Raw genomic sequence first — 13,817 nt, 5'->3', positions numbered from 1 at the left:
GATTAATCCTCCTTGCTCACATCTGTAGAATAGCCATATCCATCAGATACTTTTAATTTAAGGAGACGGTTCACACCGATCTTCTCAAGAAATTCCGCCTGATCCTTAACACCGTAAACGTATTCGTTTAAGAATGCCTTGAAATCTTCTTCCGTCTTGCTGGCTGCACCATATGCCTTCAGGAAAGCATTGTCGTAGTCATAGTAGCCGTAGCACTGTGTCGGGAATGCGCCGTAAGGAACTTCACAAACTGCGTCTACAGCAAAGCAAGGAATCTTGGTCAGGGTCGGATCTCTGCGGATTACATCATTGCTAACCAGTTCTTCACAGGTAACAATCACTTTCTTAGCTGCTACAACGATATCAATATCATGGAACTCATCACCCAGAAGGATACATGTTCCGTCCGGTGAAGCTTTCTGTACATGGATGATGGCGGTATCAAGTTCCGGAACAGGAAGTGCTACTACCTTCTCACCCGGTTTGAATGGGTTCTCCATATATACGAACTTGTCATCAGAGAGCTTGTCGATGGTCTGACGCACTTCTTTGCTGATTCCCCACTCATCTACCAGTCCGGAGCCGATCATAAAGCGTACTGGTAAGAAAGGAAGTCCTAAGGAAGCGGCATGAAGCATGAACATGATGGCATCCTGGGAGTAATCCTCGTAAATCAGTTCTCCCGCTTCAATTTTCTTACGGAAACGACGGGAAACGTTGGTAACACCTGAATCGGCGGTATAGCAGTTGATATATGCCTTAACGCGATCCTCACCAATTAACATATCCCAGTCAGAGCCGGCAGGACCAGCCCATGCGATAAAATCTTTTTTGCCCTGGCGAAGAATCTCGCGCACTGCAGCCATCGGTTTTTTATTGGTTGTGAAACCACCGAAGGAGATCGAATCGCCGTCTTCTACATACTTAGCAACTGCCTCTTGTAATGTACACACTTTATTACTCACAATAAAGCCTCCTTTATAAAAATTTTCTATAACTACCGTAGATTATTTATTGCTGTTCGCAGGGCTGCTATTGCAGGGCTGTGAATAGTAACTCAAAAATTATTTAAAAATCAGCATGAAGAAACCGGCTGCAACCGCAGATCCGATAACACCAGCTACGTTTGGTCCCATCGCATGCATCAGAAGGAAGTTTGTAGGGTTCTCTTTGGAACCAACCGTCTGAGATACACGGGCTGCCATAGGAACGGCAGATACACCTGCGGAACCGATAAGAGGATTGATTTTTCCACCTGTTACCAGGCAGAGAATCTTGCCTAACAGAACGCCGCCCACTGTCGAGAAACAGAATGCCATAAGTCCCATGGCGATGATGGCGATTGTCTGTACACGGAGGAAGATATCTCCGTTTGCCGTAGCGCCTACGGTTGTACCAAGCATGATGGTAACGATGTTGCAGAGTGCGTTCTGTGCTGTGTCGGAAAGACGCTCAACGACGCCGGACTCACGGAACAGGTTACCAAGCATCAGCATACCTAAAAGAGGTGCTACCGACGGAAGAAGCAGAGAACAGAACAGTACTACGAATACCGGGAATACTACCTTCTCTACTTTGCTTACTTTACGGAGCTGTTTCATAACGATGGAACGCTCTTTCTTCGTTGTAAGCAGTTTCATGATTGGCGGCTGAATCATAGGAATCAGGGCCATGTAGGAATAGGCGGCAACCGCAATCGGCGCAACCAAATCCGGTGCCAGGTTGTTGGCAATGTAAATAGCGGTAGGGCCGTCAGCGCCTCCGATGATACCGATAGCTGCTGCCTCACCAACGGTGAAAAGGCCAGTTGCGTTAGCCAGCATGAATGCGATATAGATACCGAACTGTGCCGCAGCACCGAGCAGTAAGCTGATTGGGTTCGCAATCAATGGTCCGAAGTCCGTCATCGCTCCTACGCAGAGGAAGATGAGACATGGGAATAAGCTGGACTTAACTCCGCCGTACATGATACGCAGAACACCCTGTGTGTACCATGGCTCGGATTCTTTCATTAAATCTGCCAGCGGCAGGTTTGCAAGAAACATACCGAATGCGATTGGAAGCAGAAGAAGCGGCTCATACTGCTTTTTAATCGCAAAATATAAAAGGACAAAGGAAATTGCAAACATTACCAGGTTCTTCCAGCTCAGGGCTGCGAAACCGGACTGAAGAAGCATTTCCTTCATAATTTCAAAAAAGTTCATTACTCTACCTCCTAGTTAAGGACAACCATGGCAGCTCCAGTATCTACAGGATCCCCTGCCTTAACAAGAATCTGGCTTACTGTGCCATCTGCCGGTGCAACAATTTCAGTTTCCATCTTCATAGCTTCCATAACAGCTACTACAGTGCCATATTTAACAGCCTGGCCAACTGCTACTTTTACATCCAGAACTTTACCTGGCATTGGAGCCTCCACTGTTGTGCTTCCTGCTGCAGGTGCTGCCGCCGGTGCTGGTGCTGCTGCTACAGGAGCTGGTGCTGGAGCCGGAGCTGCTGCTGGTGCAGGTGCTGCCGCCGGTCTCTGTACCGGTGCCGTGCTTGCCAGTGTCGGAGCCTTCGGTGCTGCCACACCGTTACGGTCCAGAGATTTGTATTCTTCAATTCTCTCTACTTCTACTTCGTATCTTTTGCCATTGATCGTAGCAATATATTTCATAATCTTTTTACATCCTTTCGATTGCTTTTGTGAATCTATTAGTTCAGAACAACCATTGCGGTTCCGGTCTCCACAGCATCTCCTGCTTTCACAAGAATCTGTGAAACCGTACCGTCTGCCGGTGCAACGATTTCAGTTTCCATCTTCATAGCTTCCATTGTCATAACAACCTGGCCATACTTAACTGCCTGGCCTGCTGCTACTTTGATGTCAAGTACTTTACCTGGCATTGGAGCTTCTACTGTTGTGCCGCCTGCTGCAGGAGCTGCTGCTGGTGCAGGCGCTGCCACTGGGGCTGGTGCAGGAGCCGGAGCTGCTGCTGCGGGAGCCGGTGCTGCTGCGGGAGCTGCAATTGGAGCTGCCGGTGCAGGCGCTGCCTCGCCATATCTTGGAATCGGCTCATATTCGCCAACTCTTTCAAGTTCTACTTCATACTGTTTTCCATTGAGGGTAGCCGTATACTTCATAACTGCTGTAACCTTCCTTTCGATTTCCTTCCATTCCTGGTAACTATCAGAGTTCCTTCACGTTTACAATCTTAAACTGCTCGGCTGGTAATTCAAGATCCATACCAATCGTAGCCATAAGTACCGCCAGTGTCTCTTTGTCGGCTTCATCCGATACAACCGGAGCAGCTACTGCTGCCGGCTTCTGCGCTCCGTCCTTGATAATGGTACGCAGGATTTTAGAAATTAAGATGATTGCCAGAGCCAATGTAACGAGAGTAATAAACACTACCGCAAGTCCCAGCAGGGATACGATGACTGACTGCCCAAAAGGCATTGTTGATTCAGTCCACATACGTGCATTGCACCTCCTTCTTAGCAGATCTCAATGTGAGACCTTTCTTATTCGTTTCGCACTCCTTTGTGAAAAATTATATTATCAAAATATCGCCTCACAATATTCCACATCGTGGAATGCATTCCATTTTTAAAAGCTTAAAAAATATAAAGGCTTTTTAGCCCTTTGTGAAACTTGCTTATGCTTTTAATTTTCACAAGCTCACTATGGCTAAATTATAACAGTAACCCCCCTGAATGTCAACCGGGGGTTTCATAAAATATGCACAAAAAATGCTTTCTTCAATTGGGTAAAACCTCTTATAAAATCAAGGTTTACCGACATTTTGCGACACCATTTTACATGTTTATTTTCATTATTCTTCGCCCTCTTTCTACAATTCAAAGACTCTTCAGCTTTATTCCGAAATTCATATATTTCTTTTTCGTTTTCTTAACAATAGTGATCTTTCCTGTAATTTTCTGTACACTTTCAAGAGGCGGCATTCTCCCATTTTCAGGCTCACCGGATTCTCGCGCCGGACACAGCCGCATGGCATGAAACTTTCCTGCAAAAGAAAAAGAGAGTGTCAGGCACCCTCTTTCTTCCTATTATAATTATATCACCTTTTTAATGTGCTAATCATTCCGGCGTATTTATTTGGTAATCTTGAACGAGCTCTTCAGAGAAACGATGCGGTTAAATACCGGTGCTCCAGGAGCGCTGTCTTTGCAGTCCACACAGAAGTATCCGTTTCTTACAAACTGAAAGCTGTCAAATGCCTTTGCCTCTTTCAGGCCCGGCTCCACATAGCATTCCTTTAAGATGGTAAGAGAATTCGGATTCAGGTTCAGTGTTCCATCCGCATTGAGTTTGCCTTTCTCCTCATCGATCAGGTTCTCATAGAGGCGGCATTCCGCTTTTAACGCCGTTGGCGCTGCCACCCAGTGGATAGTGCCTTTCACCTTCCTTGCATTGAATCCGGATCCGCTCTTTGTCTCCGGATCATAGGTACAGTGAACTACTGTCACATTGCCGTTCTCATCCTTCTCGCAGCCGGTACATGTCACAAAATATGCATTCATCAGACGCACTTCGTTGCCCGGGAACAGGCGGAAATACTTCTTCGGCGGCTCCTCCATGAAGTCTTCTCTTTCTATATAAAGTTCACGGCTGAAAGGAAGCTTTCTGGATCCCAGGGATTCATTCTCCAGGTTATTCGGCGCCTCCAGTTCTTCTATCTGTCCTTCCGGATAGTTGTCAATCACCAGCTTAATAGGATCCAATATAGCCATTACCCTGGCCCTCGATAATTTCAGGTCCTCACGCAGGCAGTACTCCAGCATGGCGCTGTCGATGGAATTATCCGCCTTGGATACACCGGCCAGTTCTACGAACTTGCGCAGGGACTGAGGAGTATACCCTCTTCTTCTGAGCGCAGCAATCGTGACAAGGCGCGGATCATCCCAGCCGTCTACCACTCCATCCTCCACCAGCTTTTTAATATATCTCTTACCGGTGACCACGTTGGTCAGGTACATCTTGGCAAACTCAATCTGGCGCGGCGGGTTCTCAAATTCACATTCTCTCACAACCCAGTCGTACAGAGGGCGGTGATCCTCAAATTCCAGGGTACAGATAGAGTGCGTTATATGCTCGATTGCATCCTCAATCGGATGGGCAAAATCGTACATCGGATAGATGCACCACTTATCGCCCGTATTGTGATGGCTCATATGGGCAACCCGGTAGATAACCGGATCCCTCATATTGATATTCGGGGATGCCATATCGATCTTGGCCCTCAGGACCTTCTCACCGTCCTTGTAGACGCCGTTCTTCATATTCTCAAACAACTCCAGGTTCTCCTCCACGCTGCGGTTGCGGTATGGACTCTCCTTACCGGGGTTGTTAAAATCTCCTCTGTATTCGCGGATCTGATCGGCCGTCAAATCGCAGACAAATGCCTTGCCTTTTTTAATAAGAAGAACCGCGCAGTCGTACATGGTCTGAAAATAATCGGAAGCAAAGAACAGCCTGTCCTCAAAATCGGCTCCCAGCCACTTCACATCTTCGATAATGGACTCCACGAATTCCGTCTTCTCTTTCGTCGGGTTGGTATCGTCAAAACGCAGGTTGAATTTACCGTTGTATTCCGCAGCCAGTCCGGAATTTAAAATAATGGACTTGGCATGGCCGATATGGAGATATCCGTTCGGTTCCGGTGGGAATCTTGTCTGGACATGGTTGTAGACACCCTCGGCCAGATCCTTATCAATCTCACGCTCGATAAAGTTCTTTGACACGGCCTCTTCCTTATCTCCCGCTTCAGCTGTTACATTCTTATTCTCTTCCATAAGCATTCCCTCCGTTTACTGCTTCTCTATAGTATAGAACCCTTTTGTGTGCCGCTTCAGCCGGGCCGCTGCGCCCATCTTATCGCCGCTTTGCACAATCTATTCTGTTTAGAGCAAATATTTCCTAATATCATATCACATTTTGTTACATTGGAAAAGCAGTATTCCACAAAAACTTTGTAAATAAGGATTTAACTGAGGTGAGGAGGGCGCGTCCGGAACGGACCATGTCCGGTGTGGTGAGGGGGCTGGCTGAGTCTTTTGTCCCCGATTGGAGGTTGTCGTGAGAGGGGAATCCGGCCGGAATGAATTGTTACGGGGACCGCTCGCGCTTTTTGGAGTGCGCAGCGGTGCCAGGCTCGAAGAGACCTCGCTAAGTGCTCAATGTGTCGCCAGGTACCGGCGGACTCCCATATCCCCTGCACAATTGATTCCGCCTCCTTCCCCCGGCAGGTTATCGCCGGAGACAAAAGACTCAGGCGGAGGTTTTTCGCGGCACCGGACATAGTCCGCTCCGGACGCTGATTGTCTCTAACCTTAAATGGGGAGGACCCTGTCGCGGCCACTACGAAGCTGCGATACTTTTACGGTCTGACGGTATCTCACCAAACCAGTCAGAGACCGGATAGCAGATATTTTGAAGCATTCGTAGGAACATAGTGGTTGCGACGCTCCTCCTCCCCCCTTTGAAGGAATAAGAACAATTCAGCGGCCGCAGGCCGGGATTCGGGATGGCGAAAACCTTCGCGTCTTCAGTCCCGGGGCATAACCTTCCCGTGGGGAAGCCGGGAGAAAAAGATTCCGCAGGGAACCTGGGAGTTCATCAGTACTTAGGCGGCGTTTCTCAGACGCCTTAGTACTGCTATGTACTCCAAAGAGCGCAAGCGTTTCCCGCAGGAACTTTTTCTGCCCGGATTCCCCACGGGAAGGTTATGCCCCGGGACTGAAGACTCACAACCTCCCTCTCACCATCCCGCCCCCCGACCTAACGGCGGCGTTCTCATTCCTCAGTTAAATCCTCATTTATACTTGCATTTTTCCCAAAAACAGAATACAATATTCCATATTAAGGTTAGTAATTACTAACTTTTTATAAGAATAAATAACCGTATTTATGGGTATCTATAACTAATAAATCGTTTTTTCACCAGCTAAAGGAGGCCAATATGAGAACTGACAAACGTAAGGTTGCGCTTATCGGAACAGGAATGGTCGGGATGAGCTATGCCTATGCACTGCTGAACCAGAACGTCTGCGACGAGCTTGTTTTAATTGACGTCAATAAAGAGAGAGCCATCGGTGAGGCCATGGACTTAAACCACGGGCTTGCATTTTCCGGCTCTAACATGAAGATTTATGCCGGCGGTTATGATGACTGTACCGATGCCGACATCGCCGTAATCTGCGCCGGAGTGGCCCAGAAGCCGGGAGAAAGCCGCTTAAACCTTTTAAAGCGTAACACTGAGGTTTTTAAATCCATCATCGAACCTGTCACCTCATCCGGTTTCAACGGCATTTTTCTCGTTGCCACCAACCCGGTTGATATCATGACAAGAATCACATGCACCCTCTCCGGATTTAATCCGAGAAGAGTCCTTGGCACCGGAACCGCCCTTGATACGGCCAGGCTGCGCTATCTGCTGGGCGACTATCTGAAAGTGGATCCCCGCAATATCCACGCATACGTAATGGGCGAACACGGGGATACGGAATTCGTTCCCTGGAGCCAGGCCATGGTAGCCACAAAATCCATTCCAGAACTTTGCGAGGAATCCCACGGCTCCATCTGCTCCCAGGAACTTGAGCAGATCTCCGAAGAGGTCCGCACAGCCGCCTATAAAATTATTGAGGCTAAAAATGCGACCTATTACGGCATCGGGATGGCCCTGACACGAATCACCAAAGCCATTCTCGGCAACGAACACAGCGTTCTCACCGTATCGGCCATGCTGAGGGGAGAATACGGACAGTCCGGAATTTTCACGGGCGTACCATGCATAATTAACCAGAATGGCATTCAAAGAGTTCTGCCTCTCTCCCTCAGCGATGAGGAAAAAGAAAAGATGGAGCAGTCCTGCCAGATTCTTCGGAGGAGTTATGAGGAGTTGGAGATGTAGTTGAGACGCTTCCTCTCCTTTCGGCTTACAACCTCCCAATATAGGCACACTCTCTCCCCCATAAAACGAAACGGCGTCAGTCTCACCTTCCTTTCAACAGTGAGACTGACGCCGTTTCGTTTTATAAGCCCCTTATTGGACAAGCGCAGCTCCGAGGGCCCTGCACGCTTCCGCGGCCGTATCGTCCGGCGCCCCATTAGCCAGAACCGCTCCGGCTGCTTTGGCTCCTTCCCGCCACCGGAAAAACGGAACAGATTGGCCGGCTTGATTCCCGCCAAAGTTGGGGCACACTGTTCAACAAGCATCTTTTCAAAATTTCTGTCCATGATTCTTACTTTCTTCCTTTCTCTGTAATTATGAATCCTGTACCTACTGCCGCATCACAGCCCGATCGGTGCCGGTAAAGAGATTCCGGTGTTAAACTGACGAAAAATAACCGGCGGACAAACAGCAGTCTCAAATAGCAAGCATATAGTTAGTTTTAACTAACTTATTATGTAAAAAAATATTTCCTTCCAGAAATTAAGACTTTTTTCACTCATTTTTATCTCCATGCTTCTTTATTATCATCCCTATTTGTTAGTTAAGACTAACCATTTGAGAGTTTATCATATTATCCTATCTGTGTCAACTGAATATTTTCCAGTTTTCCACATATAATAACCATCCCCTGTGTACCGGCCTGTTATTGCAAAATATTATCAGCGCCCCCAATAACCGTATTCCCGCCTCTTTTTGCCGTCTTCACGGCAGCCGGACATTGGATAGCTGTCCGGAACGTTTATGGCGGCAGCCACCGCCATAAACGCCGTGGAACCGCAGCTCTGTTCTTCCTTTACTCCTCCCACATCCAGCATCTGAACCACAAATTCATCATAACGCTGTCCTTTTTCTTCTCGTCCACACCGAAATGAATAACTGTATTTCTGTCCATAATTATTTCCTTCATAGCACTGTCAAAATCAGAGATTACGAGTGTTTTTCCAACAATTGTAACCGAGACAGAATCCTCATCATATTTCGTTTCGATTGACGCCTCACACAGAGCCGCAAATTCAATCAGGGTTTTTTTATACAAAGACTCAAACTTGATAAATTGGTTTGTATCTACTGTCTTTTTTCTGCACGTCATTGCCGTTTCCAGTTTTGATAAAAAACGTTCAAAATCCTGATTCATATTTTTACCTCCCATACCCCTCACCGTTGTCCACTTACTGATATTATATCCATTATACATGTATTCCCAAAGTTTTGGCAATATTCAATAGTGATTTTGACTTGTACACTTAAATAAAGCGAGGTGCATCTATGATTACTTTTGAGCCGTTTTGGGATACCCTTAAAAGAAAAAGAATCAGCCAATATGATTTAATCCATAAATATCATATGAGCAGAGGCATGTTAGATAATTTGAAGCATAACCGAAGCATTACCCTGAATACTTTGAACGACCTGTGTAATACGTATGACTGCGATATCACCGATGTTATTAAATTTGAAAAAGAAGAGTCCGATATTAAAAAAGAGGTTTTCTGACTTATACTTTGCAGACCTCTTTTTTTGTCGCCGTTTTTACCTTTTCCCGGTACGGAGTTCCCGCGGCTTTATTTAAATGATATAACTTAAATTATTGGATGGATGAGGGAATCTTATACAGAACTGTAATTGAATAATCCGGGATATCCGGCTCTGCCTGTCGGATGAGATGAAATCCGCCCCGTACCGGGATATGTTTATCGCCCACAGAGTACAAACGGCAAAAAAGCGGAAAACCCTGTAACCACAAGGTTTTCCGCTTCATTTCATTCATGAGGCATCGGGGATTCGAACCCCGGACAACTTGATTAAAAGTCAAGTGCTCTACCGACTGAGCTAATACCCCATAATAACTGGGCTAGTTGGATTCGAACCAACGAATGCAGGAGTCAAAGTCCTGTGCCTTACCGCTTGGCGATAGCCCATCAGCGAACCCCAAAAAGGGAAGGTGGATAAAGGGATTCGAACCCTTGGCCTCCAGAGCCACAATCTGGCGCGCTAACCAGCTGCGCTATACCCACCATACGTTATCTGAACCAATTGGTTCAGATGACGAGCCTGAAGGGATTCGAACCCCCGACCCACGGCTTAGAAGGCCGTTGCTCTATCCAACTGAGCTACAGACTCATATTCACTTTGCGACTTGGCCAAACATTTGGCAACATAACTTCCTCTGCTCTCGGCTGTTCTGCCAACCTGGCATTGTCTGCTGCGTTTTTGACAGCAAAAGTAGTATATACTAAAACCATCCGACTGTCAAGCACAAATTGAGGAAATTTGGAAGCAGTTGTAGAAAAACGCATCAACGGGTCATAGTATACCACAGGTTCACGATGAGCGCAAGCATTTTCTACTACAAATTTCCACATTTATATTGCCGCTCAGCCTTGGGCCAAACCGAGGCAAAAGATGCCCGGAAACGGCAACGACGACGCCCCTTCCTATATCTCTTCATATGGCATAAGTTCCGTCAAATAGTGCTTTTCCTGCAAAGCCTCCCCGATTTCATCCAATATCTCCTCCTGCTCTGCCGATACGTGATGAAAATGGTAGCCCGAAGTCACATTCATAAGTGGAGAAGATTTGCCCGATTTAATATCATTCATGAACCGCTGTACGTCACGGCGGTTTTTAATGTTCAGAGGGGCCGTCATTATGCCATACACGCGGTGATTAATCATAACGTCCAGAACACAGCCTCCCAGATCAACGATGGTTTTTAATTCGTCCTCCGTCTCATCATTGCCATGACAGACTTTAAACAGGCGTACAACCTGCTTTGCTTCATTTAAAATGTAGCCGCGCGCCGTTGCGACAATCGGGAAACCCTCCGTGCGGAGCAGTGCAATATCCTGTACCACCACCTGACGGCTGACGCCGGTAGCCTTTCCCAGGGCGGCTCCCGAGAGCGGTCGTTCCGCCTGTCTCATCATGTTTATAATTATCTCCCGTCTCTTTGCCCCGGTCAATCCATTTTCCATTGCAGCTCCCCTCCTTATTTCTTTTTATCAGTCGTTCACTCTTTTGTACGCTTCCTTGTCATTTTAATACATTCCCCCTGTCCCTGCAACTGCAAATTTCCTGAACAAACACCTCTCCCGAAGCTTCCAAAAATCCGGCATTTATAGTACACTTAAGCTATATGCATTTAACCGCCTTTTATCCGGCGTAACCGGCCGGGCGCTTTAACAGGGGGTATTTTACCGCCTTTGTTTAATTCCCCGCCGGCCGCTGCGGTAAAAGAGTATTTTGAAACTGGAGAACTTTATGATTACAATCAGTATTATCAGCCCCGAGGTTTCCCTGCAGGCCATCAACCGGGTGATTGCACAGAATAATTTCGGCTGTATCTTCCATAAATATGTATACCATTCCCTGGAGGAGATTGAAACGATCTATCACCAGTGTAAGGACAATTGCGACGTTATATTCTGCAGCGGGGAATTCGGTTACTATCAGCTTACAAATATAGAGAAAATCAATAAGCCCTGCACCTTTGTCTCCTATGAGACAAAGCATTTTCTGGCCATAGCCCTGGACTTTGTCCTGACCCACCCGGATATTCCTCTGAACCGGATTTACTGTGATTTCCTGCTGCCCAGCAATAATTATCTGGATTTGAACAAATATCTGAGGCCCGAACTGATGCCTTATTGTTCCACTTCCGATGAACTGAATTACGATGTTCTTTTTAATACCGCTAAAAAGCTCTGGGAGGAAAAGAAAATTGATATGGTTTTTGTCCGTTCCACCAACTCTCTTCCCTGGTATGACGAGGCAAAAATCCCTTATCTCTATATTTTCCCCGACGACAACACCATCGCCGAGTCCATACGCAACGCCGTCCACCTGGCCAAACTTCAGTTGAACACTACCTTATATAAGACCTGCGTTCTGATACGCCTGATTTATGATAACTCACTGCCCGGCGACGAAATCGAATATAAAAAAGTCACTCTGCATAAGTATCTTGTGGATTTCCGTAAGGAACAGGGCCTGAATTTTTCCATCCAGTCCAATATCACCTATTTCCAGCTAAGTTCGGAACTGGAAGATATTCCACAGTTTCTCCATAATCTCCGTGCATTAGTCGGCTATCTGAAGGAAAAGGAGGAGATTGATTTCCGGCTCGGGGCCGGTATTTCCACCGCCTATGAACAGAGTCAGGAGCAGGCGGAGCACGCCCTGGAGGAGGCCGTCCGTTATAAGAAGAACGACGGTTTTTTGCTGGATGAGCAGATGCATCTCATCGGCCCTCTCTCGGTCAGCAACACGCTCCGTTTCAGCTATGACAACGAAAAAGTAATGGATTTTTCCAGGGAACAGGGGATTAATGAGGCCAACCTTTACAAAATCATCGGCCTTTTCACGAAGAATCCCAAGCAGATTATAACCTCCTCCCTGCTGGCCGGATGGCTGAACATCACTCCCAGAAGCTGCAACCGGATTATCCAGAAGCTCTGCTCCTGCGGACTGATTTCCGAAATCTATCTGGACGGCGCCCAGGAAAAGGGACGGCCCAATAAGACTTATCAATTTGTGGAACAGAACTGGTATCTGCTTTTCTTTTAAGCTGTATAAAAGAACTGCCGTCCGGGAGGCGCTTAAAACCTCCGGGACGGCAGTTCTCTTTTTCTGTAATTTTATCTGTTTTCTATTTTTCTCTATTTTTCTTTTCTTCTTCAAAGTTCATGACAAGGCCGGTCAGCAGCGCCGCTCCTCTCCACAGTACCTCTTCGTTGGGACAATAGCGGCTGCTGTGTAAGGGCCAGGCATTCTCTCCATCTCCGGTCGTCCCAATCCAGGCAAAAGCTCCCGGCTTCTCCGCCAGATAAAAGGAAAAATCCTCCGCCGTCATGGCCGGTTCTACCGAAACCGTCTTTTCGGGCCCAAAGAGTTCCGAGGCCGTTTTTTTCATGTATTCCGCCATGGACGGGTCATTAATGACCGCCATATAGCCCTTTTCGTAATCCAGCATCCCCGTACACCCGGACAGCAGGCAGACGCCCTGTAAAATCTCATTGAGCCGCTTCTCCGCCAGCTCCCTCATGTCGGCCGCAAAGGTACGGCAGGTGCCTTCCAGCACACATTCTCCCGCCACAATATTATAACGGGTTCCGGCTTCGAATTTGCCAATTGTGATGACCATGGATTTCATGGGATCTGCATTCCGGCTGACAATCGTCTGGACCGCCGTCACAAACTGGGAACCGGCAACCAGGGCGTCTACCCCTTCATTGGGACGTGCCGCATGGCTCAGACAGCCTTTAATCTTTACGGTAAAGTGATCCGATGCCGCCATCATGGGACCCGCCTTCACGCCGATGCATCCCAGAGGCAGTTCCGGCCATACATGCATGCCAAACACCGCGTCTACGCCCTCCATTGCCCCTCCCGCAATCATATCCCTGGAACCTCCATGCGGGGCCAGCTCCTCCGAAGGCTGGAAAATGAGGCGGACGGAACCGGCCAGCTGTTCTTTTCTCTCAGCCAGAAGACGGGCCGCTCCCAAAAGCATCGTAATGTGATTATCATGGCCGCAGGCATGCATGACTCCCGGAACTTCCGAGCCAAAAGAAAGCCCGGTCTCCTCCGTGACCTGTAAAGCATCCATGTCCGCCCTCAGCGCCACGGTTTTCCCCGGTTTTGCCCCCCGGAGGGATGCAATAATTCCGCATCCCCCGATTCCGGTGTGAAGCTCATATCCGCCTATCTTTTCAAGCTCTTTCCTGATTCTCTCCGCCGTCCCGGCCTCATGGCCGGATATATCTGGGCGGCGGTGAAATTCCCTCCTGAGCATTACAAGATGCGGCTGAAGCTTCCTGGCTGATTCTAATATCATGTTTTCCCTTATCCTCCTGATTC

13 protein-coding genes and 4 tRNA genes are annotated in these 13,817 nt (G+C 47.7%); 3 read left to right on the top strand and 14 right to left on the bottom strand.

Features of this window, described 5'->3' with window-relative positions; all coding sequences use genetic code 11:
* Window positions 1-2: 2 nt before the first annotated feature.
* The 6 genes from gctA to V3C10_06260 all read right to left on the bottom strand — a co-directional run bounded on the left by gctA (window position 3) and on the right by V3C10_06260 (window position 5,799).
* A complete protein-coding gene (gene gctA / locus V3C10_06285) occupies window positions 3-965 on the bottom strand; it encodes a glutaconate CoA-transferase subunit A (protein WVP63421.1) in 963 nt (320 codons plus the stop codon).
* 99 nt (window positions 966-1,064) lie between these two features.
* Window positions 1,065-2,204 (bottom strand): sodium ion-translocating decarboxylase subunit beta, encoded by a 1,140-nt coding sequence (locus V3C10_06280; GenBank protein WVP63420.1) that lies wholly within the window; start codon window positions 2,202-2,204, stop codon window positions 1,065-1,067.
* Between the two features lie 11 nt (window positions 2,205-2,215).
* Window positions 2,216-2,659, bottom strand: coding sequence for a biotin/lipoyl-containing protein (locus tag V3C10_06275; protein WVP63419.1), 444 nt, complete (start codon window positions 2,657-2,659; stop codon window positions 2,216-2,218).
* A 38-nt stretch (window positions 2,660-2,697) separates the two neighbouring features.
* The gene (locus V3C10_06270; GenBank protein WVP63418.1) at window positions 2,698-3,126 is read right to left on the bottom strand and encodes a biotin/lipoyl-containing protein; all 429 of its coding nucleotides are present in this window, start codon (window positions 3,124-3,126) and stop codon (window positions 2,698-2,700) included.
* A 46-nt stretch (window positions 3,127-3,172) separates the two neighbouring features.
* Window positions 3,173-3,460: an OadG family protein gene (locus V3C10_06265; GenBank protein ID WVP63417.1), complete on the bottom strand. Its 288-nt coding sequence runs from the start codon at window positions 3,458-3,460 to the stop codon at window positions 3,173-3,175.
* A gap of 638 nt (window positions 3,461-4,098) precedes the next feature.
* The gene (locus tag V3C10_06260) at window positions 4,099-5,799 is read right to left on the bottom strand and encodes a glutamine--tRNA ligase/YqeY domain fusion protein (protein WVP63416.1); all 1,701 of its coding nucleotides are present in this window, start codon (window positions 5,797-5,799) and stop codon (window positions 4,099-4,101) included.
* A 1,166-nt stretch (window positions 5,800-6,965) separates the two neighbouring features.
* Here V3C10_06260 and V3C10_06255 point away from each other — a divergent pair.
* Window positions 6,966-7,916 carry an L-lactate dehydrogenase gene (locus V3C10_06255; GenBank protein WVP63415.1) on the top strand — a complete coding sequence of 317 codons (951 nt, stop codon included), beginning with the start codon at window positions 6,966-6,968 and terminating at the stop codon, window positions 7,914-7,916.
* Between the two features lie 701 nt (window positions 7,917-8,617).
* Here the strand turns inward: V3C10_06255 and V3C10_06250 are convergent.
* Window positions 8,618-8,764, bottom strand: a complete 147-nt coding sequence (locus V3C10_06250; protein ID WVP63414.1) for a hypothetical protein — start codon at window positions 8,762-8,764, stop codon at window positions 8,618-8,620.
* Window positions 8,752-9,093, bottom strand: a complete 342-nt coding sequence (locus V3C10_06245) for a hypothetical protein (GenBank protein WVP63413.1) — start codon at window positions 9,091-9,093, stop codon at window positions 8,752-8,754. The genes V3C10_06250 and V3C10_06245 overlap by 13 nt, the downstream gene beginning before the upstream one ends.
* 131 nt (window positions 9,094-9,224) lie before the next feature.
* On the opposite strand from V3C10_06245, the gene V3C10_06240 reads away from it, so the two are divergent.
* Complete coding sequence (locus V3C10_06240; protein ID WVP63412.1) at window positions 9,225-9,452, top strand: helix-turn-helix transcriptional regulator; 228 nt, start codon at window positions 9,225-9,227, stop codon at window positions 9,450-9,452.
* A gap of 273 nt (window positions 9,453-9,725) precedes the next feature.
* Here V3C10_06240 and V3C10_06235 read toward each other — a convergent pair.
* From V3C10_06235 to V3C10_06215, 5 genes are all read right to left on the bottom strand, one after another.
* Window positions 9,726-9,798 (bottom strand) — tRNA-Lys (locus tag V3C10_06235).
* Between the two features lie 7 nt (window positions 9,799-9,805).
* A tRNA-Gln gene (locus V3C10_06230) sits at window positions 9,806-9,877 on the bottom strand.
* A 22-nt stretch (window positions 9,878-9,899) separates the two neighbouring features.
* A tRNA-His gene (locus V3C10_06225) sits at window positions 9,900-9,973 on the bottom strand.
* Window positions 9,974-10,005: 32 nt separating this feature from the next.
* Window positions 10,006-10,079: transfer RNA gene (locus V3C10_06220), tRNA-Arg, on the bottom strand.
* A 314-nt stretch (window positions 10,080-10,393) separates the two neighbouring features.
* The gene (locus V3C10_06215; GenBank protein WVP63411.1) at window positions 10,394-10,933 is read right to left on the bottom strand and encodes a transcription repressor NadR; all 540 of its coding nucleotides are present in this window, start codon (window positions 10,931-10,933) and stop codon (window positions 10,394-10,396) included.
* A 286-nt stretch (window positions 10,934-11,219) separates the two neighbouring features.
* Here V3C10_06215 and V3C10_06210 point away from each other — a divergent pair, with 286 nt between their 5' ends.
* Window positions 11,220-12,524 (top strand): winged helix-turn-helix domain-containing protein, encoded by a 1,305-nt coding sequence (locus tag V3C10_06210; protein WVP63410.1) that lies wholly within the window; start codon window positions 11,220-11,222, stop codon window positions 12,522-12,524.
* An 82-nt stretch (window positions 12,525-12,606) separates the two neighbouring features.
* Here the strand turns inward: V3C10_06210 and V3C10_06205 are convergent, their stop codons facing one another.
* A complete protein-coding gene (locus tag V3C10_06205; GenBank protein WVP63409.1) occupies window positions 12,607-13,794 on the bottom strand; it encodes a M20 family metallopeptidase in 1,188 nt (395 codons plus the stop codon).
* Window positions 13,795-13,817 lie beyond the last annotated feature (23 nt).

The organism is [Clostridium] symbiosum (assembly GCA_036419695.1).
Taxonomy (GTDB): Bacteria; Bacillota; Clostridia; order Lachnospirales; family Lachnospiraceae; genus Otoolea; species Otoolea symbiosa_A.
Note: the sequence above shows the minus strand (reverse complement) of the source record. Positions and strands in the feature narration are given on the sequence as shown.